This is a genomic window from Agromyces sp. NPDC029043 (genome assembly GCF_055564615.1).
This window is the reverse complement of the sequence record NZ_JBVHVX010000010.1, coordinates 92,587-116,496: the sequence shown is the minus strand read 5'-3', so window position 1 is coordinate 116,496 and position 23,910 is coordinate 92,587. Positions and strand designations below refer to the sequence as shown.

At 71.2% G+C, this 23,910-nt stretch carries 27 protein-coding genes and 1 pseudogene; 10 read left to right on the top strand and 18 right to left on the bottom strand.

Features of this window, described 5'->3' with window-relative positions:
• Nucleotides 1-13: 13 nt before the first annotated feature.
• The 3 genes from ACZ4TW_RS13905 to ACZ4TW_RS13895 all read left to right on the top strand — a co-directional run bounded on the left by ACZ4TW_RS13905 (nucleotide 14) and on the right by ACZ4TW_RS13895 (nucleotide 3,655).
• Entirely contained in the window at nucleotides 14-1,558 is a 1,545-nt protein-coding gene (locus ACZ4TW_RS13905; RefSeq protein WP_465543316.1) for a glycoside hydrolase domain-containing protein, read from the top strand.
• Between the two features lie 77 nt (nucleotides 1,559-1,635).
• Nucleotides 1,636-2,925: a glycosyltransferase gene (locus ACZ4TW_RS13900; RefSeq protein ID WP_465543315.1), complete on the top strand. Its 1,290-nt coding sequence runs from the start codon at nucleotides 1,636-1,638 to the stop codon at nucleotides 2,923-2,925.
• A 67-nt stretch (nucleotides 2,926-2,992) separates the two neighbouring features.
• Nucleotides 2,993-3,655 (top strand): SIMPL domain-containing protein, encoded by a 663-nt coding sequence (locus ACZ4TW_RS13895; protein WP_465543314.1) that lies wholly within the window; start codon nucleotides 2,993-2,995, stop codon nucleotides 3,653-3,655.
• Nucleotides 3,656-3,676: 21 nt separating this feature from the next.
• On the opposite strand, the gene ACZ4TW_RS13890 is transcribed toward ACZ4TW_RS13895, so the two are convergent.
• Entirely contained in the window at nucleotides 3,677-4,414 is a 738-nt protein-coding gene (locus tag ACZ4TW_RS13890; protein WP_465543313.1) for a tyrosine-protein phosphatase, read from the bottom strand.
• An 81-nt stretch (nucleotides 4,415-4,495) separates the two neighbouring features.
• Here ACZ4TW_RS13890 and ACZ4TW_RS13885 point away from each other — a divergent pair, with 81 nt between their 5' ends.
• Together ACZ4TW_RS13885 and ACZ4TW_RS13880 are read left to right on the top strand one after the other, a co-directional pair.
• Nucleotides 4,496-4,945, top strand: a complete 450-nt coding sequence (locus tag ACZ4TW_RS13885) for a hypothetical protein (RefSeq protein WP_465543312.1) — start codon at nucleotides 4,496-4,498, stop codon at nucleotides 4,943-4,945.
• The gene (locus ACZ4TW_RS13880; protein ID WP_465543311.1) at nucleotides 4,938-5,264 is read left to right on the top strand and encodes a transcriptional regulator; all 327 of its coding nucleotides are present in this window, start codon (nucleotides 4,938-4,940) and stop codon (nucleotides 5,262-5,264) included. The genes ACZ4TW_RS13885 and ACZ4TW_RS13880 overlap by 8 nt, the downstream gene beginning before the upstream one ends.
• A 23-nt stretch (nucleotides 5,265-5,287) precedes the next feature.
• Here the strand turns inward: ACZ4TW_RS13880 and smpB are convergent, their stop codons facing one another.
• The 4 genes from smpB to ACZ4TW_RS13860 all read right to left on the bottom strand — a co-directional run bounded on the left by smpB (nucleotide 5,288) and on the right by ACZ4TW_RS13860 (nucleotide 8,760).
• Nucleotides 5,288-5,764 carry an SsrA-binding protein SmpB gene (gene smpB / locus ACZ4TW_RS13875; protein WP_465543310.1) on the bottom strand — a complete coding sequence of 159 codons (477 nt, stop codon included), beginning with the start codon at nucleotides 5,762-5,764 and terminating at the stop codon, nucleotides 5,288-5,290.
• Nucleotides 5,765-5,829: 65 nt separating this feature from the next.
• Nucleotides 5,830-6,741, bottom strand: a complete 912-nt coding sequence (gene ftsX, locus ACZ4TW_RS13870; protein ID WP_465543309.1) for a permease-like cell division protein FtsX — start codon at nucleotides 6,739-6,741, stop codon at nucleotides 5,830-5,832.
• Nucleotides 6,738-8,144, bottom strand: a complete 1,407-nt coding sequence (gene ftsE, locus ACZ4TW_RS13865) for a cell division ATP-binding protein FtsE (protein ID WP_465543308.1) — start codon at nucleotides 8,142-8,144, stop codon at nucleotides 6,738-6,740. Before ftsE ends, ftsX begins: the two co-directional genes overlap by 4 nt.
• Before the next feature lie 85 nt (nucleotides 8,145-8,229).
• A complete protein-coding gene (locus tag ACZ4TW_RS13860; RefSeq protein ID WP_465543307.1) occupies nucleotides 8,230-8,760 on the bottom strand; it encodes a flavodoxin domain-containing protein in 531 nt (176 codons plus the stop codon).
• Between the two features lie 153 nt (nucleotides 8,761-8,913).
• Here ACZ4TW_RS13860 and ACZ4TW_RS13855 point away from each other — a divergent pair, with 153 nt between their 5' ends.
• Nucleotides 8,914-9,663 (top strand): gamma-glutamyl-gamma-aminobutyrate hydrolase family protein, encoded by a 750-nt coding sequence (locus ACZ4TW_RS13855; protein WP_465543306.1) that lies wholly within the window; start codon nucleotides 8,914-8,916, stop codon nucleotides 9,661-9,663.
• Between the two features lie 24 nt (nucleotides 9,664-9,687).
• Here ACZ4TW_RS13855 and prfB read toward each other — a convergent pair whose 3' ends face one another.
• Nucleotides 9,688-10,797 (bottom strand): peptide chain release factor 2, encoded by a 1,110-nt coding sequence (gene prfB, locus ACZ4TW_RS13850; protein ID WP_465543305.1) that lies wholly within the window; start codon nucleotides 10,795-10,797, stop codon nucleotides 9,688-9,690.
• A 109-nt stretch (nucleotides 10,798-10,906) separates the two neighbouring features.
• Here prfB and ACZ4TW_RS13845 point away from each other — a divergent pair, with 109 nt between their 5' ends.
• The 3 genes from ACZ4TW_RS13845 (at nucleotide 10,907) to ACZ4TW_RS13835 (ending at nucleotide 15,058) form a co-directional block, all read left to right on the top strand.
• Nucleotides 10,907-11,860 carry a hypothetical protein gene (locus ACZ4TW_RS13845; protein ID WP_465543304.1) on the top strand — a complete coding sequence of 318 codons (954 nt, stop codon included), beginning with the start codon at nucleotides 10,907-10,909 and terminating at the stop codon, nucleotides 11,858-11,860.
• Nucleotides 11,857-13,170, top strand: a complete 1,314-nt coding sequence (locus ACZ4TW_RS13840; protein ID WP_465543303.1) for an MFS transporter — start codon at nucleotides 11,857-11,859, stop codon at nucleotides 13,168-13,170. Before ACZ4TW_RS13845 ends, ACZ4TW_RS13840 begins: the two co-directional genes overlap by 4 nt.
• A 103-nt stretch (nucleotides 13,171-13,273) precedes the next feature.
• Nucleotides 13,274-15,058, top strand: a complete 1,785-nt coding sequence (locus tag ACZ4TW_RS13835) for a serine/threonine-protein kinase (protein ID WP_465543302.1) — start codon at nucleotides 13,274-13,276, stop codon at nucleotides 15,056-15,058.
• A 23-nt stretch (nucleotides 15,059-15,081) separates the two neighbouring features.
• Here ACZ4TW_RS13835 and ACZ4TW_RS13830 read toward each other — a convergent pair whose 3' ends face one another.
• From ACZ4TW_RS13830 to ACZ4TW_RS13795, 8 genes and pseudogenes are all read right to left on the bottom strand, one after another.
• A complete protein-coding gene (locus tag ACZ4TW_RS13830) occupies nucleotides 15,082-15,645 on the bottom strand; it encodes a hypothetical protein (RefSeq protein WP_465543301.1) in 564 nt (187 codons plus the stop codon).
• A gap of 101 nt (nucleotides 15,646-15,746) precedes the next feature.
• Nucleotides 15,747-16,190, bottom strand: a complete 444-nt coding sequence (locus ACZ4TW_RS13825; protein ID WP_465543300.1) for a pilus assembly protein TadG-related protein — start codon at nucleotides 16,188-16,190, stop codon at nucleotides 15,747-15,749.
• A complete protein-coding gene (locus ACZ4TW_RS13820) occupies nucleotides 16,187-16,654 on the bottom strand; it encodes a TadE family protein (RefSeq protein WP_465543299.1) in 468 nt (155 codons plus the stop codon). The genes ACZ4TW_RS13825 and ACZ4TW_RS13820 overlap by 4 nt, the downstream gene beginning before the upstream one ends.
• Nucleotides 16,629-17,015 (bottom strand): TadE/TadG family type IV pilus assembly protein, encoded by a 387-nt coding sequence (locus tag ACZ4TW_RS13815; protein WP_465543411.1) that lies wholly within the window; start codon nucleotides 17,013-17,015, stop codon nucleotides 16,629-16,631. Before ACZ4TW_RS13815 ends, ACZ4TW_RS13820 begins: the two co-directional genes overlap by 26 nt.
• Nucleotides 17,012-17,179, bottom strand: coding sequence for a hypothetical protein (locus ACZ4TW_RS13810; protein WP_465543298.1), 168 nt, complete (start codon nucleotides 17,177-17,179; stop codon nucleotides 17,012-17,014). The genes ACZ4TW_RS13815 and ACZ4TW_RS13810 overlap by 4 nt, the downstream gene beginning before the upstream one ends.
• Before the next feature lie 39 nt (nucleotides 17,180-17,218).
• Nucleotides 17,219-18,166 carry a type II secretion system F family protein gene (locus tag ACZ4TW_RS13805; protein ID WP_465543297.1) on the bottom strand — a complete coding sequence of 316 codons (948 nt, stop codon included), beginning with the start codon at nucleotides 18,164-18,166 and terminating at the stop codon, nucleotides 17,219-17,221.
• Nucleotides 18,154-19,014: a type II secretion system F family protein gene (locus ACZ4TW_RS13800; RefSeq protein WP_465543296.1), complete on the bottom strand. Its 861-nt coding sequence runs from the start codon at nucleotides 19,012-19,014 to the stop codon at nucleotides 18,154-18,156. Before ACZ4TW_RS13800 ends, ACZ4TW_RS13805 begins: the two co-directional genes overlap by 13 nt.
• A pseudogene (locus ACZ4TW_RS13795) lies at nucleotides 19,011-19,856 on the bottom strand (CpaF family protein); the annotation flags it as partial. The gene ACZ4TW_RS13800 and the pseudogene ACZ4TW_RS13795, both read right to left, overlap by 4 nt.
• A 19-nt stretch (nucleotides 19,857-19,875) precedes the next feature.
• On the opposite strand from ACZ4TW_RS13795, the gene ACZ4TW_RS13790 reads away from it, so the two are divergent.
• Nucleotides 19,876-21,306, top strand: coding sequence for a recombinase family protein (locus tag ACZ4TW_RS13790; protein WP_465543295.1), 1,431 nt, complete (start codon nucleotides 19,876-19,878; stop codon nucleotides 21,304-21,306).
• A 19-nt stretch (nucleotides 21,307-21,325) separates the two neighbouring features.
• On the opposite strand, the gene ACZ4TW_RS13785 is transcribed toward ACZ4TW_RS13790, so the two are convergent.
• From ACZ4TW_RS13785 to ACZ4TW_RS13770, 4 genes are all read right to left on the bottom strand, one after another.
• Nucleotides 21,326-21,850 (bottom strand): hypothetical protein, encoded by a 525-nt coding sequence (locus tag ACZ4TW_RS13785; protein WP_465543294.1) that lies wholly within the window; start codon nucleotides 21,848-21,850, stop codon nucleotides 21,326-21,328.
• Between the two features lie 182 nt (nucleotides 21,851-22,032).
• Entirely contained in the window at nucleotides 22,033-22,347 is a 315-nt protein-coding gene (locus ACZ4TW_RS13780; RefSeq protein WP_465543293.1) for a hypothetical protein, read from the bottom strand.
• The gene (locus tag ACZ4TW_RS13775; protein ID WP_465543292.1) at nucleotides 22,347-22,607 is read right to left on the bottom strand and encodes a hypothetical protein; all 261 of its coding nucleotides are present in this window, start codon (nucleotides 22,605-22,607) and stop codon (nucleotides 22,347-22,349) included. Before ACZ4TW_RS13775 ends, ACZ4TW_RS13780 begins: the two co-directional genes overlap by 1 nt.
• Nucleotides 22,608-22,734: 127 nt before the next feature.
• Complete coding sequence (locus ACZ4TW_RS13770) at nucleotides 22,735-23,784, bottom strand: translation initiation factor IF-2 N-terminal domain-containing protein (RefSeq protein WP_465543291.1); 1,050 nt, start codon at nucleotides 23,782-23,784, stop codon at nucleotides 22,735-22,737.
• Nucleotides 23,785-23,910: the final 126 nt, after the last annotated feature.

The following is a 23,910-nucleotide window of genomic DNA, read 5'->3' as shown; positions in this document are numbered from 1 at the left end:
GGGCTGGCGGCAGATGCTCTGGTACGACCGGCGGCTCATGCCCGGTGGCACGCGGTTGGCGTTCGACCACATCAGGCCCACGACGCTACGGCCGTTCGGGCTCATGTGGGCCGGGCCGAGCGAGCCCGGGCAGAGCATCGAGGTGCGCATCGGGTTCTCGCTGCGGGGCATCGAGCAGGCCCGCGCGAACCTCCGTCGCGACTGCGACGAGGGTCCGTCGCGTTTCTCGTTCCGACGCGACCGCAGCCGCAAGGCGTGGCGCCGACACCTGCGCTCGATCACCGTCGACGCCCCGTCGGCCGAGCGCGAGACGGTGTTCTCGACGGCGCTCTACCACTCGCTCATCAAGCCGTGCCTCGCCCCCGAGGAGAGCCCGTTCTGGCCGACTGAGGGCCCGTTCGCCTTCGACATCTGCACGATGTGGGACATCTCCCGCACGCAGTTGCCCCTCATCACGACCCTGCTGCCCGAGCGGGCGGTCGAGCTCGCGAACGCGCTGCTGACGATCTGCGAGGAGGAGGGCAACTTCCCGATCGGCTACCGGATGGCGCGCGGCAGCGACCGCTTCTCCCGGCAGGCGAGCGCGCTCGCCCAGACCTTCCTCGCCGACCTGTGCCAGCTCGGACTGCCGGGCATCGACTGGGACTGGGCGCTGGTGCACATGCACTCCGACCTGCGCCGGACTTACGGCGAGGAGTTCCTCCAGCTCGGGCTCACGCAGCCGATCACGCACACGCTCGACCTCGCATTCGGCTACTGGTGCACCGCGAAGGTCGCGGCGCGTGTCGGCGACCACGCGCTCGTCGAGCAGTTCACGGCGCTCGCCGCCCGGTGGCGGAACGCGTTCGAGGACGATTCCGGCCTCCTGCGCCACTCGACGTTCTACGAGGGCAGCCGGTACAACTACTCGTTCCGTCTGCTGCACGACATGCGCAGCCGGATCGCGCTGGCCGGCGGCGACGAGGAGTTCGTGCGCCGGCTCGATGCGTTCTTCGGGTTCGGGGCGCCGCCCGTGTCGCAGCCGGGCATCGCGCCCGACCTGCAGGAGATCGCCGACGGCTATGCGCTCGGCCGCTTCGAGGGCCTGAACAACGAGCCCGACATGGAGGCGCCGTGGGCGTACCAGTACGCCGGTCGACCCGACCGCACGGCCGACGTCGTGCACGCCGCCGTGCACCAGATGTTCGGCACCGGCCGCGGGGGCCTTCCGGGCAACGACGATTCCGGCGGGCTCAGCTCGTGGTACGTCTGGGCCTCGCTGGGCCTGTTCCCCGTCGCGGGCCAGAACCTGTTCCTCGTCAACGCGCCGGCCTTCGCCGAGGCCGAGCTCCGCGTCGGCGAGGGCTCCCTCGCCATCCGGACCGAGCGGTTCGTCGAACCGCGCCCCGACGGCCCGGCCCAGTACGTGCAGTCCGCGACGTTCAACGGCGATCCGCTCGAACGCACGTGGCTGCGCGGCGACGAGGTGCATCGCGGCGGCGACCTCGTCGTGCGCCTCGGGCCCGAATCCGGCGGGTGGGGGCGGATGTCGAGACCGCCGTCATCCTCGGACGCCTGACCCGCGACATCCCACCGGCGCAGCTCGCGCACCGATGCCCACGCCCGCACGCCCACCCGAAACGGAAGGACGAGCCCATGACCACCAGACCCCGACGCCGACTCGTCATCGTCAACCGCGCCGACCCGGTCATCTGCGGTCACTCGGTCGAGGGGCGCAACCTCGCCGAGACGGCGCTCGAGCGCGGCTTCGACGAGGTGCGCATCGTGACCTGGCCGATCGAGCGCCTCCAGGCCACCGGTCTGCCGCTCAAGCCGCTCGACCGGATGCTGCCGTACAGCGAGGGCATCGTCGTCGAGCGCCCGGAGCCGGTCGGCGACTACAAGGTGCCCGACGGCCGGTACCTCGCGGGCATCACGGGCCGCCTCGTCGAGCTGTTTACCGACGGCGTGCCCACCGTGTGCCTCTCGCTCTACCTGAGTCCGCACACGGTCGCCGTGACCGACGCGGTGCGCGCCGCGTGGAGCACGGGCCTGCCCGTGAACGTCACGACGATCGCCGAGGCGGTGGGCTCGGATGTCACGAACGTCGTGCGGTCCTGCGTCGAGGAGGGCCGGTTCGGCGCCGCGGCGCACATTCTCTCGAGCTACCTCGCGCAGGACCACTGCGTCGCCGTCTCGGAGTACACGCGCGACCTCATCGTCGCCGCGGCATCCGAGATCGACGCGTTCCACGGCACCCGCTTCGCCGACCAGTGCCGCGAGCGCATCCGCATCTCGTACCCGGCGATCGACACGTCGCTCTACGTCGACCTCGACCCGGCGCTCGTCGACGGCGTGCTCGCGGCGCGCGGGCTCGAGCGCGACGGCTACGTGTTCTTCCTCTCCCGGCTCACCAAGGCGAAGGGCGTCGACGACCTCATCGCAGGCTTCGAGCGCACGCCGGCGAACACGCGCCTGAAGCTCGTGATCGCGGGTCGGGGGCCGGATGCCGCGGCGCTGCAGCAGCTCGCGGCCGCGTCGCCGCTCGCCGACCGCATCGTCTTCCTCGACGACGTCGACGACGCCGAGAAGCCGTACCTCATGGCGGGCTGCGCCGCCTACGTGCTGCCGAGCAAGCCCCGCCCGGAGTTCGTCGAGACGTTCGGCATCGCGCTCGCGGAGCAGATGCTCGCGGGCGGCGGCGCAGTGATCACGACCGACACGGGCGGCATCGGCGAGGCGGTCGGCGAGCACGCGTTCATCGTGCCGGTCGAGGATCCCGACGCGATCGCCGCGGCGATCGACGCCGCGCTCGCGATGCCGGCCGACGAGCGGGACGCCCGCGCCCGGCGCGCCCGGGCGCATACGCTGCAGTTCGACCGCGGCGTCGTGTTCGATCGGCTGTTCGACGGGGCGGGCGTGCTTCCGGAGCGACTGCCGCTCTGAGCTCGGACGGCGCACGTATGCTGGGCACGGTCGCGTCCGCGCCGTCGCTGCAGCCGAGGGGGTTCGCATGCCCACGATCATCGCCGTCACCGGTCGCGCCGAGGAGCGCGTCGAGCCCGAGCTCGGCGCCGTCTCGCTCGCCGTGAACGCGTCCGGCTCCGAGCGCGACGCCATCATGCGTTCGGTCGGCGAGTCGCACGAGCGGCTGCTCGAGGAGATCCGCGAGCTCGACGCCTCCGGCCTGCTCGAGTCGTGGTCGGCGGGCCAGCTGCGCGTCTGGTCGCACCGCCCGTGGAACGCCGAGGGCCGGCAACTGCCGCTCGTGCACCAGGCGAACGCCGATGTCGAGGTCGTGTTCCGCGACCTCGGGGCGCTCGGCGCGTGGCTCGGGTCGATCTCGGGCGCACCGAACGTCTCGGTCGGCGGCGTCGACTGGCGATTGACGGATGGCACGCGCGACCGCGTGCAGGAGTCCGCGCAGCGCGCGGCGGTCGCCGACGCGGTGCGCAAGGCGGGCGTCTACGCGCAGGCGCTCGGACTCGGCACGCCGACTCCCGTCGAGCTCGCCGACCACGGGATGCTCTCCGAGCAGCCCGTGCCACGGGCGCACAAGGCGACCATGGTGCGCGCGATGGCCGCCGACGTCGGCGGGGCCGCTCCCACCCCGGAGTTCGCCCCCGCGAAGCTCCTGCTCGAGGCATCCGTCGATGCGCGCTTCAGCGCCGAATGAGGGCGCGCGGCGCCGTGCCCGTCAGCCGCGCTCGATGAGCCAGGCCTCGAGCGCGTCGATCTCGTCGCGGCCGAGGCCCGAGGCGAGGAGGAACTCACGGGTCGAGCCGTGCTGCCGCTCGACCTCGTCGAGCGCCGCCTCGAGCGCCTCCCGCGGGCTGCCGCCCATGAGCGTGCGCAGCTCCGGGGTATCGGGAACGCCGTAGCGGCCGATGAGCGCGACCATCTCCTCGAGCCACTCGCCCGCGAGGTGCGACTCGGTGAGCGCGTAGTCGGCGATCACGGCCTCGCGATCCACGCCGGCGGCCAGCAGCGCGAGCGCGATGACGATGCCGGTGCGATCCTTCCCGGCGGTGCAGTGCACGACGACGGCTCGGTCGCCCGCCGCGGAGAGCTCGCGCACCGCGTCGACCACGATCGGCGAGTGCCGCGTGACGATCCGCAGGTAGAGCGACTCGAGCGAGATGCCGCGCTCGCCCTGCGAGGCGCCCGAACCCTCGAACACGGGCAGGCGGCGGACCTCGACGTCGAGGCCCTCGAGGTCGTCGGGCATGAGCCGGGCCTCGTTGTCGTCGCGCAGGTCGATCACGATGCCGACGTCGAGCCGGCGGAGCGCGTCGCGCCCCTCGTCGCCGAGTCGGTGGAGTCCGTCGGAGCGGAACAGGACGCCGCGGCGCACGACGCCGCCGCGAGCCGGCAGCCCGCCGACGTCGCGGAAGTTGTACGTGCCCGGCACGGGGATGCGCGTCGAGATCTCCACGGCCGGAGCCTACCCCGCGAGCCTGTGACCACGGCAGTGAAACTACTTTCCATTCAGGCAAGTAGTTGCTACGCTCGCGGCATGGACGAGAACGCACGACCCGATGCCGCGACCGCCGCCGCCCGTCTCCGCGAGGCCGAGGCGGCCGGGAGAGCGGTCGCCGTTCAGGGCTCCGCCTCCGCATCGGCCTGGCTCACGGGCCTCGCCGCGGTCTCGGCGATGTACCTGTTCTCACTCGGCTGGCACGAGCGCAGCGAGGAGGCGGCGATCCTCGGGCTCTCGCTCGCGTTCGCCGCGATCCTCGGCGCGCTCTCGGTGGTGCACCTCCGGCGAATGCGCGCCGCGAGCCTCGGCTTCTCCCGCCGTTTCGGCCTTGCCGTGGGCGGGTGGGGCGCGGTCTTCGGCGTCTCGCTCACCATCGGCCTGCTGCTCTTCCCCGCCTCGCCGGTCTACTTCGCGATCGCGGGCGCCGCGACCGCCGTGCCGCCGCTGTGGGGGTCGCTGCGCGAACTGGTGGTCGTCCGTGGCTGAACCGGCCCCGGGGCCCGAGCCGGCGGACGGCGCGCATCCGCGTCACCGCCTCGACCCGCTCCTCCAGCGACCCGTCCCGTTTTCGATCGCGGCGCTGCTCGCCGCGGCCGACGAGGCCGAGTTCGCGTTCGTGCGCGACTCGGTCGAGCTGAGCGATTCCGCGCTCAGCAAGCAGGCGTCCGCTCTCGAGGCGGCCGGCTACGTGGCGATCCGCAAGGGGTTCGTCGGCAAGTTCCCGCGCACCTGGCTGTCGATGACCGCGCAGGGCCGAGCCGCGTTCGCGGCGCACCTCGCGGCGCTCCGCCAGATCGCGGGCTGAGCCGGGCGACCAGCGATCGGCGCCTACTCCCCCAGGTGGCGGCGGGAGGCGATCGCGCGGTCGGCCTCGCGCTTGTCCTGTCGCTCGCGCAATGCCTGGCGCTTGTCGTACTCGCGCTTGCCCTTCGCGATCGCCAGCTCGACCTTCGCCCGGCCGTCCTTGAAGTACAGCGACAGCGGGATGAGCGTGTAGCCGCCCTCCTTGGTCTTGTGGCTGATCTTCACGATCTCCTGCTTGTGCATGAGCAGCTTGCGCTTGCGCCGGGGCGAGTGGTTGTTCCACGTGCCCTCGGTGTACTCGGGGATGTGCACCGCATCGAGCCAGATCTCGCCGCCGTCGATGAACGCGTACCCGTCGACCAGCGAGGCCCGACCCTGGCGGAGCGACTTCACCTCGGTGCCCGAGAGCACGATCCCGGCCTCGTAGGTGTCCTCGATCAGGTAGTCGTGGCGCGCCTTGCGGTTGGTCGCCACGACCTTCTCACCGCGTTCCCTGGGCACGGTCCACTCCCTCGCTTCGAATGACGGATTCCGCCGGCGTCGCCGGCAAGCCCTCCAGTCTAGCGTCAGACCCGCAGGTACCGACGGATCGCGATCGCCGCCGACACCGCCGCGAGCAGCACGCCCACGCCGACGAGCAGCGGCACGACGAGCAGCGCGTCGCCGAGGTCGACGAACGTGAACGAGAGCGAGTCGGCGAGGTAGCCCTGCACGAAGAACTGCACGATCGCGACCACGGCAGCGCCGGCGAGGAGCGATCCGATGAGTCCCGCGAAGACACCCTCGAGCACGAACGGCGTCTGGATGAAGCGGTTCGACGCGCCGACGAGCCGCATGATGCCGAGCTCCTTGCTGCGCGAGAACGCCGACAGCCGGATGGTCGTGGCGATGAGCAGCGCGGCCGCGACGAGCATGATCGCGGCGATGGCGACGGCCGTATAGCTCGCGGCGTTCAGGACGTCGAAGATCTGGTCGAGGTAGCGACGCTGGTCCACGACCTGCTCGACGCCCGCGAGCCCGGCGAGGCTCTCGGCGATGACGTCGGACTGGCCCGGGTCGACGAGGTTGACCCAGAACGTCTCGTTGAGCACCTCGGGCGTGACGTAGTCGGCGGCGGGCGTGCCGGCGAACTGCTCCTGGAAGTTCGCGTAGGCCTGCTCGCGGTCCTCGAAATAGTACTCGTCGATGAACGGGGCGAGCGTGTCGCCGGTCAGCTGCGCCTCGACCGCCTCCATCTGCTCGGGCGTGGCCTCGCCGTCGGTGCAGCCCGCGGCGGTCGACACCGACGTGCAGAGGTACACGGCGACCTGGGCCCGGTCGTACCAGTAGCCGCGCATCTGCGCGATCTGCAGCTGCAGCAGCGCAGCCGTGCCCACGAAGGTGAGCGAGACGAACGTGACGAGCACCACGGAGATGACCATGGTGGCGTTGCGCCGCAGGCCGCTCGCCGCCTCGGCCAGCAGCAGACCGAACCTCACTTGACCGGCCCCACTTCCTGGTCGTCGTCGCCCGGGCGCGGGCCGGCGGGACTGCGCAGGCCGAGCCGCTCGGCGAGGGTGAGGTTGGCGGACTTCCTCGGGCTCGCCGGCGGAGCCGGGCGTCCGGGTGGCGCCTCGCCATCGGCATGGGCGTCGGCGTCGCCGTCGGACCCTGAGGCGGCCACCCGCTCGACCGGCGCCGTCGCGGCCGCGGTGATCGCGGCGGCCTCGTCGGTCACTTCGTCGGTCGCCTCTGGTTCGACGTACAGCGGAGGGGCGTCGCGCATCACCTCGGGCGTGACCTTCGGCGCGGCCGTGGCGATCGTGCCGGCGGGCGGCTCGCCCGCAGACGGCGCCCCGGTCGCGGCCGGGGTCTCCGCCGACTCCTCGGAGCGGAGCGCGTCGACTACCGCAGCAGCATCCTCACCCGACGCGGGGATCTCGCCCGCGGCCCGATCGAGGTCGGTCGTCGCATCGGCGGGTCGCGCGGGCGCGGCCTCCGTCGCGGCGGACGGGACCGCTGCGCGGCCGACCGTGGCGCTCGCGCCGGCGATCGCAGCCGCGGGAGCCGCGCCCTTCCGGGAAACGCCCTTGCTGGCCGTGCCCTTGCGCGCGGCGCCCTTGCGGGACGCCTTCGCCGCCGCGGACGCCGGGGGGACGACCGTGGCCGCGGCGGCCGCGGCATCCGTCGCCTGGACCTCGTCGGCGATCGCCTCGGCGCTGATCGCGTACCCGGCCGCACGCTCGTCGCGCACGACCTCACCCGCGGAGAGCTCGATGACGCGCCGCTGCATCTGGTTCACGATGCCGGCTTCGTGCGTGGCCATGACGACCGTCGTGCCGCCCGAGTTGATGCGCTCGAGCAGCGTCATGATGCCGGCGCTCGTCACCGGGTCGAGGTTGCCCGTGGGCTCGTCGGCCAGGAGGACCTGCGGCTTGTTGACGATCGCGCGCGCGATGGCCACGCGCTGCTGCTCGCCGCCCGAGAGCTCGTTCGGCATCCGCTTGCCCTTGCCGTCGAGGCCCACGAGCCGCAGGGTCTCGGGCACCGCCTGGTGGATGTAGCCGCGCGACTTGCCGATCACGCGGAGTGCGAAGGCGACGTTGTCGAACACGTTCTTGTTGGGCAGCAGCCGGAAGTCCTGGAACACCACGCCGAGGTTGCGCCGGAAGTACGGGACCTTGCGCGTCGAGATGCGGCGCAGGTCCTGGCCCAGCACGTGGATCTGGCCCGACGTCGGCTTCTCCTCCTTCAGGATCAGCCTGAGGAAGCTCGACTTGCCCGAGCCCGATGCGCCGACGAGGAACACGAACTCGCCGCGCGGGATCTCGACCGTGACGTCGTCGAGGGCAGGCCTGCTCTGCCCGTGATAGGTCATGGTGACGGAGTCGAAGCGGATCATCGCGTTCGAGCCTAGGCAGCATCGACCCGAAATGGGGCAGCGACACCGGAAAACGCGCTGCCGGCTCCGCGATCACCGCAGCGCGTCAGGCGTTCGACCTCGCCAGGTCGGACGCGACCGCATCCGCCCAGCCCTCGATGGCGTCCCAGTCGCGGAAGTCGCCCTCGGGAAGCGCGTCGTTCTCGGGCATCCAGCTCAGGATGCGATCGGGCCCGCGGAGCCGGTCGATCTCGAGCCGCCCGAAGAACACCATGGTGCCTCGCGGGTGCAGCTCCTCCTCGTACTCGGCGAACTGCTTCGGCTCGGCGCCGGCGAGCACGTCGTTGCCCTCCTTGTCGACGCGGGAGGTGCCGAGGGGACCGCTGCTGAAGAGCCAGGTCGGACGGCTCGCGAGCAGTTCGCGGTTGCGGCGCACGAAGCTCCGCGCCTCCTTGCGCCAGCTGCCCATGTAGGCGGCGCTGCCGATGACGAACGCATCGAATCCCTCGGGGTACTCGACGTCGTCGCACCGTTCCACGTCGACCTCGTGTCCGGCGACGCGCAGCCGCTCGCCGACGCGGTCGGCGATCTCCTTCGTGGCGCCGTACTTGCTCGAGTACGCGACCAAAACGCGCATCACACACCCCCGCTTCCACCGGATCCGCTGCCGGGTTCCGCGGGCGACGCTACGCGCGGGACGGAGGCGTGCCGAGTGCCGAAGGTCCCCCTGTCGCCGGGCGGCGGACGGGCGTAGGTTGGATGGCGAGACCGACCGGGATTGGGAGGCTCGATGACCGTTCCCCTCATCGGCGTCGTCGCCGATCGCAAGGCCGCGAGTTCAGGTGCGTGGGTCGACATCCCGACCGACGCGCTCGCGCACGCGTACATCTCGGCACTGCAGGAGGCCGGCGGTGCGCCGCTGCTGTTCCCGAGCATCGACGTGCACCTCGCCGACCCGGGGCGCCTGCTCGACCTCGTCGACGGGTTGTTCCTCCCCGGCGGCCGCGACATCGACGCCGAGTTGTACGCCAACGAGGCGCACCCCTCGAACGACCCCCCGCTGCGCGTGCGCGACGAGCTCGAGATCGCGCTGGTCAAGCTCGCCCGGGAACGCGGGATGCCCATCCTCGGCGCGTGCCGCGGCATGCAGGTGCTCAACGTGGCGCTCGGCGGCACGCTCGAGCAGCACCTCGGCGACCGGCTCGACCTCACGCCGCACCGCGCGACGGTCGGCGAGAAGACCGAGCATCCGGTCGCCATCCACCCCGGCACGCTGCTGCGCAGCATCACGCACGACGAGGAGTTCGACATCTCGTCGCACCACCACCAGGGCGTCGACCAGCTCGGCGAAGGGCTGCTCGTCTCCGCGAGCGCACCCGACGGGGTGATCGAGGCGATCGAGGCGAGCGACGGCTCGTTCTGCCTGGGCGTGCAGTGGCATCCCGAGGAGCGGCTCGACCCCGAGGGGATCACGCTGATCCGGGCGTTCATCGCGGCCGCCCGCGACCGGTCGCGGGCGAAGGTCGCCGTGGTCGCCTAGCTGTCTAGCCGTACTGGCCCGTGGCTAGTCGACCTGCTTCTGCTTGCGCCACTTGATGCCGGCGGCGATGAACCCGTCGAGCTCGCCGTCGAACACCTTCGACGGGTTGCCCTCCTCGTAGTCGTTCCGCAGGTCCTTCACCATCTGGTACGGCGCGAGCACGTACGAGCGCATCTGGTCGCCCCAGCTCGCGGTGATGTTGCCCGCGAGCTCCTTCTTCTGGGCGGCCTCCTGCTCCTTCTGCAGCAGGAGCAGGCGCGACTGCAGCACGCGCATGGCGGCGGCGCGGTTCTGGATCTGCGACTTCTCGTTCTGCATCGACACCACGATGCCGGTCGGAAGGTGCGTGATGCGCACGGCGGAGTCGGTGGTGTTGACCGACTGGCCGCCGGGGCCGCTCGAGCGGAAGACGTCGACGCGGATGTCGTTGTCGGGGATGTCGACCTCCTGCGCCTCCTCCATGAGCGGGATGACCTCGACCGCAGCGAAGCTGGTCTGCCGCTTGCCGGCGGCTCCGAACGGGCTCATGCGCACGAGGCGGTGTGTGCCGGCCTCGACCGAGAGCGTGCCGAACGCGTAGGGCGCGTCGATCTCGAAGGTGGCGGACTTGATGCCCGCCTCTTCGGCGTAGCTGGTGTCCATGACGGTCGCACCGTAGCCGTGCTTCTCGGCCCAGCGGAGGTACATGCGCATGAGCATCTCGGCGAAGTCGGCGGCGTCGACCCCACCCGCGCCGGCGCGGATGGTGATGACCGCGGGCCGCGCATCCCACTCGCCGTCGAGCAGGGTCTGCACCTCGAGGTCGCCGATGGTCTTCTCGAGCGAGGCGAGCTCGGCGCGTGCTTCGGCGGCCGACTCCTCGTCGTTCGCCTCGTGCGCGAGCTCGACGAGCACCTCGAGGTCGTCGAGCCGCTGCTCGATGCCGCTGATGCGCGTGAGCTCGGCCTGGCGGTGGCTGAGGGCGCTCGTGACCTTCTGCGCCTGCTCGGGGTCGTCCCACAGGTCGGGCGCCCCGGCCTGGTCGCTGAGCTTGGCGATGTCGGCCCGGAGGGCGTCGACGTCGACGACGGCGCTGATGTCGCGGAAGGTGGTGCGCAGGGAGGCGATCTCCTGCGAGAGGTCAAGATCCAACATGGCTCCCCAAGCCTAGTCGTGCGGGATGTGCGCGGGCTGCGCGCCCGAGCTGCCCTTCCCTCCTACGCGGTGCTGCGGCAGACTCGGTCCCGTCCGAAGGCAGGTGCGAATGGATGTCACGCAGTGGCTGCTCGACGCCGACCCGTCGATCCGCTGGCAGGTGATGCGCGATCTCACCGACGAGCCGGCCGGCCGCGTCGCGGCCGAGCGGGACCGGGTCGCGACCGACGGGTGGGGCGCCCGGCTGCTCGCACTGCAGGCCGCCGACGGCCAGTGGGGTGGCGGCGTGTACTCGCCCAAGTGGATCTCGACGACGTACACGATGCTGCTGCTGCGATTGCTCGGGCTCGATCCCTCGAGTCCCGAGGCGCGGGCGGCCGTCGATCGCGTCCAGGAGGGCGTGAACTGGGGCCGCACGAACGATCGGCCGTTCTTCGGCGGGGCCACGGAGACCTGCGTGAACAGCATGGTGCTCGTGCTCGCCGCCTACTTCGGCGTGCGCGGCGACCACGTCGACCGTCTGCTGGAGCGGCTGCTCGGCGAGCAGCTCGCCGACGGCGGATGGAACTGCGAGGCGCCGCGACGCTCGCACGTCGCGTCGTTCCACACGACGATCCTGGCGCTCGAGGCGCTGCTCGAGTTCGAGCGCTCGGTCGCGCCCGACTCCGTCATCGCGGAGGCGCGCGCCCGCGGCGAGGAGTACCTGCTCGAGCGCCGCCTGTTCCACTCGCGTTCGACGGGTGAGGTCGTCAACCCGACCTGGACGCGGTTCTCGTTCCCTCCCCAGTGGCACTACGACGTCCTGCGCGCGCTGGAGTACTTCCGCGCAGTCGGCGCGCCTCCCGACCAACGGTGCGCCGACGCGATCGACCTCGTGCACCGGCGCCGCCGCGCCGACGGGCGCTGGCCGCTCCAGCACACGCACCGCGCTCGGACGCACTTCGAGATGGAGGACGGCGACGGCGAGCCGAGCCGGTGGAACACGCTCCGCGCGTTGCGCGTGCTCCGCTGGTGGGACGGCGACGCGGCCCCGGCGAGCGCGGGCATAGCATCGAGGGAATGACCTCCGACACCGCGCACCCCTTCTCGTGGCGGTCGATCGTCCTCCCGGCGTACCTGCCGACATTGCTGTTCTCGATCGGCGAGGGCGCGATGATCCCAGTGATCCCCGTCGTCGCCACGGAGCGCGGTGCGTCGCTCGCGCTCGCCGGCCTCATCGCGGCGATGCTCATGGTGGGCGAGCTGCTCGGCGACCTGCCCGCCGGATGGCTCGTGGCGAGGATCGGCGAACGCGCGGCGATGATCGGCGCCTCGGCCCTTGCGTCGGCGGGCACGCTGCTCGCCCTGCTCGTGCCGACCACGTTGGCGCTCGGCATCGGCGTGTTCCTGCTGGGCCTCGCGACTGCGGTGTTCGGCCTCGCGCGGCATGCCTTCCTCGCCAGCTACGTGCCCCCTCGGTACCGGGCGCGCGCCCTGTCGACGCTCGCCGGCGTGTTCCGTGCAGGCTGGGCCGTCGGGCCGTTCACGGCGGCGGCGATCATCGCGTGGACGGGGTCGTCCGCGGCCGTGTTCTGGGCGCTCGTCGCGTCGTGCGCGGCGGTGGTCGTGGTGCTGCTCGTGCTGCCCGACCCCGAGGAGGCGTTCGGGGCCGCGCTGCGGGCGCGCGCGGCATCCGTCGCCCGCACCGGCGATGAGGGGCGAGCGGATGCCGCGCACGGCGTCCGGCACGCGATCGTGACGTATCGCGGGGTGCTGGCCCGCATCGGCACCGGCGTGGGGGTGCTGGCGGCGCTGCGTGCCAGCCGCATCGTGATCCTGCCGCTCTGGGCCGTCTCGATCGGCATGCGGCCGGATGCCGCGGCGCTCGTGATCGGCATCGCCGCCACCATCGACTTCGCGCTCTTCTACGTGAGCGGCCACGTCATGGACCGGCACGGCCGGCTGTGGAGCGCCATCCCGGGACTCGTCGGCCTCGCGGTCGGCCACCTCGTGCTCGCGTTCACGCACGACGTGCCCGCCGCGGTCGCGTGGTTCACGGGCGTGGCCATCCTGCTCGGCATCGCGAACGGGCTCTCGAGCGGCGTCATCCTCACGGTGGGCGCCGACCTCGCCCCGGCGGCCAACCCGGCGCCGTTCCTCGGCGCCTATCGCACGATCGCCGACGCCGGCGCGGCCGCGGCACCCCTGGCCGTGTCGGCGATCACGTCGGCCGTGTCGATCATGGTCGCGAGTGCCGCGATGGGCGTGATCGGCCTGATCGGCGCGGCCATGCTGTGGCGGTGGATCCCGCGATACGTGCCGCGCGCGCCACGCCATCCGTCGCCCGATGAAACCGAGGCCGACGAGGGCTGGACGCCCGCGGCCGACACCTGAGCGCCGCGGCCGACGACCCTTCCACAGGCGGGCCACCGCCGCAAGCCCGTGAGCTGACCCGCGTGGCCTCGGTACCGTCGAAGGTGACCGGAGGACCCACGGCATGAGCACGCCCGACACGCCCGACCCCCTCGTCGCCGGCCGGTACCGGCTGGTGACGCAGCTCGGCGCGGGCGGGATGGGCGTCGTCTGGGAGGCGTGGGACGAACGCCTGCATCGGCGCGTCGCGCTCAAGATGCTGAGGCCGCGGCCCGAGCTGAGCGACGAGGAACGCGCGGCCGCGACGCGGCGCGCCATGCGCGAGGCGCGCATCAGCGCGGGCCTGCACCATCCGCATGTCGTTCCCGTGTTCGACGTCGTCGAGCACCGCGGCCAGCCGTGCATGGTGATGCAGCTCATCGACTCGACGCCGCTGTCGGCGCTGCTGGCCCGACACGGCCGGTTCAGCGCGGCGCAGGCCGCACGCGTGGGCGCCCAGGCGGCCTCCGCGCTCGCCGCCGCTCACCGGCGCCGGATCGTCCACCGCGACGTGAAGCCCGGCAACATCCTCATCCGCGACGACGGCTGGGCGATGATCAGCGACTTCGGGATCTCGCACGCCCTCGGCGAGGGCACGATCGCATCGACGGGCCCGCTGTACGGGACGCCCGCGTACCTCGCGCCCGAGGTCGCGCGCGGCGAGCCGTCGAGCTTCGCCGCCGACGTGTTCTCGCTGGGCGCCACCCTGTACGCGATGGTCGATGGCGAGCCCCCGTTCGGCACGGACGGGAACCCGATCGCACTGCTGCACCGGGTCGCGACCGGCGATCCCAGGCCGCCCGTGCACGCCGGGCCGCTCGAACCGCTGGTGCTCGACATGCTCGACTCCGACCCGGAGCGACGCCCCGACATGGCTCGCGTCGACCGTGAGCTGACGGCCCTCGAGGCCGAGCTGCCGGCCGACGTGGACGACCGGACGGCGACGCTGGTGCTCGGCGCCGCGGCAGCCGGTGCGGAGCGTCGGCGGGAGCCCGAGCCCGAGCCGGAGCCGGAACCCGCGCTCGAGCCCGAGCCCGAGCCCGAGCCCGAACCCGAGCCGGAGCCGGAGCCGGAACCCGTGCCCGAACCCGAGCCGGAGCCCGAGCCGGAACCCGTGCCCGAGCCTGAACCAGAGCCCGGCCCTCCACCGACGAGCCGGCTCGATGCAGCGGGCGCGGCCGGGGCGACCGAGCGGATGACGCCGGCACCGCTCTTCCCGTGGATGGCGGAGACGCAGCCCGCTCGCGAACCCGAGGCGCCGGCGCAGCCGCCGGCGGAGCGCCGCCCGAGCCGGCGTCTCGCGCTGGTCGGCGCGCTCGTCGCGGTCGGCCTGCTCGTGATCGGCGGCGTGCTGCTGCTCGGCTTCCTCCGCCCCGGCGACGATCCCTCAGGTCCAGTGGCCGAGCCGGCGCCCACCGAGTCGCAATCCGACTCGTCGACGACCGCGGAGAACGAGTCGGAGGCTCCGGCCGACGACGCGGCCGAGGGCACCGAGGCCGAACCCTCCCCCGAACCACCTCCCGTCGAGACGCCGGCGCCCCAGAGCGGCGAGCAGCGGGCCGTGCAGATGGTCACCGACTACTACGCGCTGATGCCGCAGGGCCTCGAAGCCGCATGGCCGATGATGACCGAGGACTACCAGGTCAACCACGTCGGCGGTTTCGACGCATACCAGGCGTTCTGGGGCGACGTGGCCCAGGTCGAGGTCGCGGACGTCTCGGCGACGTCACCGACCGACGCGCAGGCGACCCTGACCTACACGTTCACCGACGGCCGGGTGGTGCGCGAGGTCACGGCGTACCGCCTCGTCGACGAGGGCGGGACGCTCAAGATCGCGGCCACCACCGTGCTGAGCAGCACGCCCATCTGAGCCCGCCCGCGGGCGAGCACGTTTCAGCCGTCCGAGCGCGGCCGGAAGTGCGTCACCGCGAACCCGTAGAGCACCTTGACCACGAAGAGCCCGCTGGCGGTGACGAGCAGCAGCGGCACCGCCTCGGTCGTGGCGGCGATCACCACACCCGTCACGCCGACGGCGAGCAGGGCGCCGCCCACCGCAGGCTGCAGCCGCGAGCCATGGAGCACGTTCACCGCCGAGGCACCGGCCAGCGTGAACGCGGTGACGCCGAGCGCGTACCATCCGCCGGCGCCGATCGCGAGGGCCATCACGATCAGGTGCCAGTGCACCGCGATGAACACCCAGCGGTTCCGAGGCCGCGCGGCGTAGTACCGGTCGGTGCCGAACGTGAAGTTGGCGACGCAGCCGCAGCAGATGTCGATGAGCAGCAGGATGGCGATGGCCGCGCGCCACCACTCGATCGCGGCGAGCGTCTCCGATCCGACGGCCGCGATCACGCCCGCCAGGCCGAGGCCGACCACCCCGATGAGCCCGAGCTCGACCGGCGTCTGGGTCTCGCCGAGGGCCTCGTGCACCGCCCTCGGCATCGTGATCCCGGCCATCGCCCGCTCCCCCGCTCGCCCCGCCCGTCAGGCTATCGCGCATGCGGAATGCGGCAGGTTCCGGCGTTCCGGACATCGAACCGGGGGACGCCGACGCGCGCTCAGTGGAACACCGAGCGCGCGTCGGCGGTGACCTCGATCGGCACCGTGACGGGCAGGAACGGCGAGCTGATCGGCGCATGCCACACCGATCGCAGGGTGACCGTCGCACTGCGACCGTCGGTCGAATCGGCGCGCACGAGATCGAGCCCGCGGAGGGAGTGCGGCGCCTCGCCGAGGTACTCCGACGCCGCCGCACGGACCGATGCGGCGTCCAGGTCGAAGACGAGCTCGCCGCCCTCGACCCGAACGTCGTCGAGTCGCCACGACTCCGCGGCCGCGAGCGCGGCACCGTCGGCGAGGGTGAAGAGCCGCTTGCGCTCGAGGTAGAGCGAGGTCGCCGACACCACCACGAGCACCAGCGCGAGCCCGAGCATGCCGTAGAGGATCGTCAGCAGCAGCGTCGAGCCCTCCTCGTCGGCAGCGGAGGTCGCGGCGCGGGTCATGTCGCCCCCGCGAACCGTGACACCGTATGCGTGGCGCTCGATTCGAGCCGCACCGTGCCGATCGAGCTCGACGCGAGCACCTGCGGCACGAGCGGCAGTGCAACGGCCGCGGTCACGGTGACCGTGATCCTCGACCCGGGCTCGTCGCAGGCCGCGGAGCAGGTGACGCCGACCGATGCCGCACCCGCGTCGACGCCGTAGTCGGCCAGCACCACGCTCACCGTCCGTTCGATGGCGTCGGCCGGCCCCGCGTCATCCGCCCGGAGCACTGCGGTGCGCGCGGCCTGCCTGGCGGCGCCCTCGACGCCGAGCGCGGCCGCCTGGATCGACGCGACGGCGAGCACGAGATACACGAGCGGCACGATGAGGATCATGCCGACGGTGAGGAACTCGAGCGAGGCCGAGCCGCCCTCATCGCCGAAGTCCGGGCGACGCGCGTCACTCGATGGTCTCGAGCGCCGCATGCCCCGTCACCTCCATGGCGCGTTCGGGACCCAGCAGACCCACGACGGGAAGCGTCGTGCGCACGGTGATCGCGATTGCGGGCACGCCGCCGACCGCGGTGGTCGACGCGCGCACATCCGCCGCGTAGTCGACGGCGATGGCGGCGTCGATGAGGGCCTGCGTGCGTTGCACGCCGGCGTCGGCGGACGATCCGGCGAGTGCCGCGTACCGGGCACCCTCGGCGGCCGCGTCGAGGACGGTGTTGCGCACGTGCAGGGCGAGGGCGAGCTGCACCACCGCGAGGAGCAGTGCGGTGAGCAGCACGCCCACGAGCGAGAACTCGGCGACCGCCGAGCCGGTCTCGTCGCGGAGCCGCCTCAGAAGCCGGTGACCCGGCTGATCGCCTGGTCGAACACGCCGGAGAGTGCCGGACCGGCGAGTCCCCAGATGACGATCACGAGACCCGCGGTCATGAGCGTGATCAGGACCCAGCCGGGCACATCGCCCCGCTCGTCGGTCAGTCGTCGGGCGATCCACTGCGGCATGGGGAGTCCTCTCGGGATGGGTTGGAAGTCGCATGCGCATCAGAAGCCGGACTGCAGCACGAGGTATCCGGGGAACAGCGCGAACGCGATGGTGACGGGCAGGATGAGGAAGATCAACGGGACGAGCATCGCGATCTCCTTGCGCCCGGCGAGCTCGATGATGGTGCGCTTGGCTTCCGCGCGGGCGTCGCCGGCCTGCGAACGGAGTACCCCGGCGAGCGGGGCGCCGCGATCGAGCGCGCCGAGCACCTGGTCGAGCGCGCGGGTCAGTGCGGGGTGGTCGAGGCCGTCGCGGAGTTCGGTGAGCGCCGTCGGAAGCGGAACCCCCGCACCCACCGCCGCGACGACGCGCGCGAACTCGGCGGGCAGCTCCCCCGATCCGGCGCGAGCGACCCGGCGCAGCGCGTCGAGCATGCCCTCGCCGGCGGTGAGGCTGAGCGTGAGGAACTCGAGCATCGTCGGCAGCTCCGACGAGATCCGTGCGAGGCGGCGCCTGGCCGCACGCTGCAGCGCCCAGTCTCTGGCCACCGCTCCGGCGACGGCGGCGAGGAACGGGAGCGCGGTTCGCACGATCGACGGCATCGTGGCGAAGGACGGCGCGAAGAGGGCGAGACCGGCTCCGAGCCCGAAGGCGAGTCCGGCCCACGCGAGCTGCTCGCCGCGGAATCGCTCGACCGTGGCACTCGCGCCCGCCTGCCTGAGCCGGCGCGCGATGGTGTCGTTGCCACCGAGACCGGCGCTCAGGAGCGTCCTGATACGCCTGAGGGCGGGCTGGACGAGGATGCCGAGGACCGATCCCGGATCGGCGTCGGGACGGGAACGCATCGCCCGCGCTTCCGCGGAGAAGTCGGTGATGTACGGGGCCACGCGTTCGACGAGCCGTGCACGCCCGAGCCTCGGCGTCGAGGCGGCCACGAGCCAGATGCCCAGCCCCAGCACGGCGCCGAGCGCGACGGCGATCGCGGGAATCGCGCTCAGGTGAACCATCGTCGCTCCTCGGGGAGCCGGCCGAGGCCGAGCATGAGGCGGTACGCGACGATCGTCACGCCGACGCCGAGGAGGATGAGCGCGGCGCCTGCGGCCGAGTCGTACGCCTCGAGGGTCTCCGGGCGGCTCGCGAGGACGAGCAGCAGCAGCCACGGTGCGGCGACGCCGAGACGGGCGGCGTTGCGGATCCAGGACTGCCGGGCGACGATCTCGGCACGCAGCGCAGCATCCTCGCGGAGGTAGGTCGACAAGCCGCGGAGCACGGCGGTGACGTCGGTGCCTCCGACTTCGCGCGCCATCCGGAGCGTCTCGAGGATGCGATCGGAGACGGGGTCGGCCAGCCGCGCCTTGAGCGAGTCGACCGCCGATCCGAAGTCGCCGGTGCGCCGGAACTCGTCGTCGAATCCCGCGAACGCCGGCCGGCTGGCCGCGGGACCGAGTTCAGCCAGTGCGCCGATGCTGTCGGGCAGCGACATGCCGGCCCGGACCGACGCCACGAGGTGATCGACCACGTCGGGCCAGATCGCACGATTCGCGGCGCGGCGGCGGTTGGCACGCGCCCTGATCGTGGCGGCGGGGAGGAGCGCGCCGAGGAGCCCCGCGACCGCCGTGAGGACCGAGACGGCGAAGATCGCCTGCGCGAGCGCCGCCGCGACGATGCCGAGCACCGCGGCCAGCACGACCACGGCGCCGACGGGCACGCCCGGGATGCCGGCGAGGGCGAGCTCGTCGGCGACGGTGGACCGCCTGGTCGCCCGTGGCGAGGCATCGGCTCGCCTCGGCCAGAGCCACGTCGACGCGATGAGGAGCAGCCCGACCCCGAGTGTCGCGCCGAGCACCACGCTCATGCGGCCGCCCCCAGTACGATCGCGGGGTCGAGGCCTGCCGCGAGGAACTTCTCCTGCCGGACGGGGTGGGTGCCGGTGGCGACGAGTTCGCCGCGGTCGAGCCGGAAGATCGGGTCGGCCGCGACCGCGGCCCCGACGGTCTCGCCGGTGGGCGCGGCGATCTCGGCGACGCGGCGACGGCCCTGCCGGTCGATGGTCAGGTGTACGACGAGGTCGATACAGCTCGCGACCGTCGGCACCACGAAGGCCGCGTCGATGTTGCGGCCGGCGAGCAGGGGCAGCGTGCAGAGCTTCGCGAGCGCGTCGCGCGCCGAGTTCGCGTGGATGGTGCACATGCCCGGGAGTCCCGAGTTCAACGCGATGAGCAGGTCGAGGCTCTCGGCCGCGCGCACTTCGCCGACGATGAGCCGGTCGGGCCGCATCCGGAGGGCCTCCTTGATGAGGCGGCGCAGCGTGATCTCGCCCGACCCCTCGAGGTTCGGTTGCCGGCACTGCATCGACACGAGGTCGCGGACGTCGAGGTCGAGCTCGAACGTCTCCTCGACCGTCACGACCCGGTCGGAGGTGCGCGCGCTCGACATGAGCGCGTTGAGCATCGTCGTCTTACCGGTGTGCGTGGCGCCCGAGACGAGGATGTTCGCGCCGGCGAGCACGCTCATGCGCAGATACTCCGCGGCCTGCCTGGTGAGCGAGTCGAGCTCGACGAGCTTCTGGAGCGAGCGGATGCGCTGCTGGAACTTCCGCACGTTGACCGACCAATGCGCGCGCGTGACGTCGGGGATCGCGACGTGCAGCCGCGACCCGTCGGGCAGGGAGGCGTCGACGAACGGCGACGACAGGTCAAAACCATATAATTGACATATGAAGCGAACAGCCGAGGCTACTCCCCTGCCCGCTGCGATCTACGCGCGGATTTCGCGTGATCGGGAGGGCGCTGGACTCGGTGTCGAACGCCAGGAGGCGGATGCTCGAGCGCTCGCAGAGCGTCTGGGCTGGGAGGTCATAGGTGTATACGTCGACAACGACATCAGCGCCTACTCGGGTGCTTCACGCCCCCAGTACCGTGCGATGCTCGACGCCGTGCGGGCGGGTGATATCCGCGCCGTGGTGGCATGGCACCCTGACCGGCTGCACCGTCGAGCGACGGAGCTCGAAGAGTTCGTGACGATCGCCGAGGCACACAATCTGCAAGTGCAGACCGTGACCGCAGGCACAGTCGACCTGACAACCGCCTCGGGTCGAATGGTCGCACGCATGCTCGGAGCGGCGGCGCAACACGAGGTGGACCACGCGCGTGAGCGGATGAAGCGTGCAAAGGCGCAGATGGCTGCGGACGGGAGGTATCGCGGAGGGATGCGGCCGTATGGCTACGAGGCTGATGGCGTGACGATCCGCGAGCGCGAGGCTGCAGTGCTGCGCGAAGCGACTCGCGCCGCCATCGCGGGGCGATCGCTCGCCGGAATCGCGAGGGACCTGAACGAGCGCGGTTTGAAGACCTCGACCGGGAAGCCGTGGACCTACGCCCGGCTGCGGGACGTGCTCGTGCGCCCACGGAACGCGGGACTCCTGTCCCGTGGCATCCCAGGTCGGACGCTGGAAGAAGTCGGCCGCGCTACGTGGCCCGCCGTCGTGCCGGTGGACGAATGGCGCGCGCTCTACACGCTGCTGACCGACCCCTCGCGCCGCCGCCAGAACGGCAACGAGACGCGGTGGCTGGGCTCGGGCATCTACCGCTGCTCGAAGTGCGGCGGCACGATGCGGCCCGCACCTTACGGCGGCACCGCTCGAAGCGCATCGCGCACGCCGAAGCACCTGTACCGCTGCACCGAGGCCGCCCACATGACGGTCACGGCGGAGTACACGGACGAGTACGTGCGCGGCGTCGTCGCCGAGATGGTGCGGGACCCGCGCGTCGTCACCGCGATGCACCCCGGAGACGACCACCTCGCGGCCGAACGCGAGCGCCGGACTGTGCTCGCAGCACGGCTCGACGCATTCGAGACCGACTACGCGCTCGGGCGGATCACCGGCGCACAATTGCAGAAGGCGACCGCGGCGGTGGCCGCCGAGCTCGTCGATGTGGACGCGCGATTGGCGAAAGCGCTCAGAAGCTCGTCGGCATCACCGATCATCCGGGCGGCCGACCCGGGGCAGGCCTTTCTCGATGCTCCAATCGACGTGCAGAGGGCCGTGCTCGCGACCGTGCTGCGCGTCGATGTACTGCCGTCCGCGCGACGGGGCGGCGCGTGGACATCTGAGCGGCTTCGGCTGACGCCCGCTAACGCCGCGTGATGGAACTCAGCTCGCGTCTCTAGATCGGAGATTTGCGGAACCGGTGGTCATCGAAGAATGCGTCCTCGAGCTGACGCCGCGTGTCGCGTCGCCTTCTCCCAACCTTCAACATATTTCCCAGGCCCCAACCCGCCACGCCTCCGCCGGCCGCTAGGGCAACCACCGACGCGAGCAACAGTCCATATATCACCTCGATCGACGCCAGCGGCGGCTCACTCGTCACCCGACCGGCAGCGATCCAGGATGCAGCGAACAGTGCAACACCAGCGAGGGTCAGCACGGATCCGATCGTGAGCTGTCTGCGCAGCGCAAGGGTATCTGGATGTATTAGGTGCTCCAATCGCGCTTCCTCGCGGGCGATGTAGCGCAGGATCACCGGCCGGGCCGACCTGACTCGCAACTGCTCTAGCGTTTCGCCAGCGAGCTTCAGGTTCTCGAGGCGGTGGCGCGCGCCGCTGCGTGCCGCTACTGCCAACCATGTGGACGACGCAACACCTAGCACTGCAACGATCGCGCTGATGATCCCGAGCACCGTTTCGTCCACAACGCAAGTCTGCTTGCGGGGGTCGCGATGACCTGCTCAACGCGCGGGGCAGGAGGTCAGAAACGTGCACCTCGCGCTGGTGGATCAAATGAGCATGAGCGAGGACCGGCATGCAGACCCCTGCAAGCTCGTGACGCCCCCTCTCGGACACGAGAGGGGGCGTCACGGCAAGGGCGTTCGTTCTAGGCGAAAGCCTCTACTTTGCTCGACTCCACGTCTATGGCGTGATGTTCCGCGGAGTGACCGTCTGCGTCGTCGATTGCCTTCGAGAATGCATCTTCTGCAATTCCGAGCACAAGCTCTTCGCTATCCAGTCCCTCCGAGCATGAAATACCGAACAGGACTCCGATCGAGTTGGAGTCTTCCCGAAGGAACACATCCGCATTCACGATGGCCATGTTGCCCTCAAGGGACGTGTAGAACCGATCAACCCATTCGTCTGTGAATGATCGCGGCTCGTGGAACTTTGCATCGAGCCTGATGCCTTGTGTGTTCATCACTTCCCTCCTTCGCTCTCCTTGATATCCAACGCTAGACCAGTGTGCTCCCGATACTCATCGAGCTTGTGCTCGTTGAGCGGATAGCGCGTGTCGACTACGATCTGTCGTCTCCGGCCGTTTTCGGGCCAGCATGCGACGCCGAAGGTTCCTCGGCGTCCGCGGGCAAGCCACCCAAACCGTTCGAGTTCCTCGAACAGGTCGGCGATGCCGTCCGGGAGGTCCCGGTCGCCGAGAATGTCGCGGAAGGTCGGTGGCATGGTCCACAGTATGGCATACGCCTGTGGTACGCCTGAGCGCCGGGGGCGCCCCCACAATGGGGGTCTTCCAGAGGCCAATCCGGTCGGTGATCCGGAGCAGAGCACAGGGATGGAAGTGGCTGTTCGACTATCCGTTCGCGTGCCTTTGGGCAACATACACAACGTCACGGGTCAGGTGCTCCCCGTCGACGCTTCCCGCCTCGTGCTCGGCGATCCAGAGCCTGTGATGGTCCTTCTCCGAGGGGTACCACTGATTCCGCCAGTGACCACGAACCGTCCAGCGTGACGAACGCGACGCGGACTCGCGGCCCTCTGATGCGCCGTCCCGGGTGCCGCTACCGCCCAGGTAGACCATGGACACGCTCCCGTCCTCGCGCTGCCTCGGCGCGACCGCCCGAGAATGCGACGAGGGCCCTTTGACGCCGGAGTCTCGGGCCTCGCCGCGCTCGCGGGCCATCTGCCGCAATGCGCACGGATACCGGATGTCGACAGCGAGACCCGATTCGGACCCGTGACGATCTGCAACGATGCCTTCGGTCATAGCCAGGCGCTCGAAGTCGACGGGACCGGACGCAGCCCGCGTCGGCTCGCCGTTCCGACCGTCGCGGATCCACAGTTTCGACCTGCACATCATCACCGATCGGTCGTCCGGGGAGTTCCAGAACACGAGCCTCCAGTGTGCGGGTGACTCGGAGACTGCCATCACGCCGGACGGCGCCGGAAGCTCCAGCGTGCTGACGTCCGAGACCGACGGCATCGGCGGGGGCATGTAGGCGAAGAATCCACCGTCGAGACTTGCGCGGAGCAGGGTGGCGGCTCGGGGCGAGGTTGTCGCCCATGCGTCCGCGACCATGCGGGTTACAGGCGGCAGTGACCGAGGGAACTCGCTTATCGGGTCGAGGAGAGCGAGCGCATCGGAGCGCTTGAGACCTGTGCCGACGCTCTCGTACGTGTTCGCAGGTCCGTACGGGGCAGCGCGCTTCCCAAGCCCCGGATCTCCTTGTCGCTCGTAGCCGCGCGTCTTGAGCGCTGCAACGAGCCGACGCGCTACGGGCGGCTCGATCGAACTCGATGGACCCTTGACGAACTCGCCCATCTCCTTGAGGAGTTTCAGCACGACCTTGCTGTCCGCCCCCATCGCACTGGCGATCTCATGAACTCTCGGCTTGGCTGCCACTCGTGCTCCCCCCTCGACGCGAGCAATAGTGGCATGTCCCGCCGACAGCATCCGCCTGCTCGCGCGCGGGCCTAGTCGCAGAGAAGTCGACGACCCTGCGATCGACGTCATCCGCGGCGCGAAAAT

What these genes read in the sequence shown, in the direction of transcription:
- ACZ4TW_RS13905 (WP_465543316.1), top strand. Translation starts at nt 14, where the DNA reads ATGCTCTGGTACGACCGGCGGCTCATGCCCGGTGGCACGCGGTTGGCG.
- ACZ4TW_RS13900 (WP_465543315.1), top strand. Translation starts at nt 1,636, where the DNA reads ATGACCACCAGACCCCGACGCCGACTCGTCATCGTCAACCGCGCCGAC.
- ACZ4TW_RS13895 (WP_465543314.1), top strand. Translation starts at nt 2,993, where the DNA reads ATGCCCACGATCATCGCCGTCACCGGTCGCGCCGAGGAGCGCGTCGAG.
- ACZ4TW_RS13885 (WP_465543312.1), top strand. Translation starts at nt 4,496, where the DNA reads ATGGACGAGAACGCACGACCCGATGCCGCGACCGCCGCCGCCCGTCTC.
- ftsE (WP_465543308.1), bottom strand. Translation starts at nt 8,144, where the DNA reads ATGATCCGCTTCGACTCCGTCACCATGACCTATCACGGGCAGAGCAGG.
- ACZ4TW_RS13860 (WP_465543307.1), bottom strand. Translation starts at nt 8,760, where the DNA reads ATGCGCGTTTTGGTCGCGTACTCGAGCAAGTACGGCGCCACGAAGGAG.
- ACZ4TW_RS13855 (WP_465543306.1), top strand. Translation starts at nt 8,914, where the DNA reads ATGACCGTTCCCCTCATCGGCGTCGTCGCCGATCGCAAGGCCGCGAGT.
- prfB (WP_465543305.1), bottom strand. Translation starts at nt 10,797, where the DNA reads ATGTTGGATCTTGACCTCTCGCAGGAGATCGCCTCCCTGCGCACCACC.
- ACZ4TW_RS13845 (WP_465543304.1), top strand. Translation starts at nt 10,907, where the DNA reads ATGGATGTCACGCAGTGGCTGCTCGACGCCGACCCGTCGATCCGCTGG.
- ACZ4TW_RS13840 (WP_465543303.1), top strand. Translation starts at nt 11,857, where the DNA reads ATGACCTCCGACACCGCGCACCCCTTCTCGTGGCGGTCGATCGTCCTC.
- ACZ4TW_RS13835 (WP_465543302.1), top strand. Translation starts at nt 13,274, where the DNA reads ATGAGCACGCCCGACACGCCCGACCCCCTCGTCGCCGGCCGGTACCGG.
- ACZ4TW_RS13830 (WP_465543301.1), bottom strand. Translation starts at nt 15,645, where the DNA reads ATGGCCGGGATCACGATGCCGAGGGCGGTGCACGAGGCCCTCGGCGAG.
- ACZ4TW_RS13825 (WP_465543300.1), bottom strand. Translation starts at nt 16,190, where the DNA reads ATGACCCGCGCCGCGACCTCCGCTGCCGACGAGGAGGGCTCGACGCTG.
- ACZ4TW_RS13820 (WP_465543299.1), bottom strand. Translation starts at nt 16,654, where the DNA reads ATGCGGCGCTCGAGACCATCGAGTGACGCGCGTCGCCCGGACTTCGGC.
- ACZ4TW_RS13810 (WP_465543298.1), bottom strand. Translation starts at nt 17,179, where the DNA reads ATGCCGCAGTGGATCGCCCGACGACTGACCGACGAGCGGGGCGATGTG.
- ACZ4TW_RS13805 (WP_465543297.1), bottom strand. Translation starts at nt 18,166, where the DNA reads ATGGTTCACCTGAGCGCGATTCCCGCGATCGCCGTCGCGCTCGGCGCC.
- ACZ4TW_RS13800 (WP_465543296.1), bottom strand. Translation starts at nt 19,014, where the DNA reads ATGAGCGTGGTGCTCGGCGCGACACTCGGGGTCGGGCTGCTCCTCATC.
- ACZ4TW_RS13790 (WP_465543295.1), top strand. Translation starts at nt 19,876, where the DNA reads ATGAAGCGAACAGCCGAGGCTACTCCCCTGCCCGCTGCGATCTACGCG.
- ACZ4TW_RS13780 (WP_465543293.1), bottom strand. Translation starts at nt 22,347, where the DNA reads ATGAACACACAAGGCATCAGGCTCGATGCAAAGTTCCACGAGCCGCGA.
- ACZ4TW_RS13775 (WP_465543292.1), bottom strand. Translation starts at nt 22,607, where the DNA reads ATGCCACCGACCTTCCGCGACATTCTCGGCGACCGGGACCTCCCGGAC.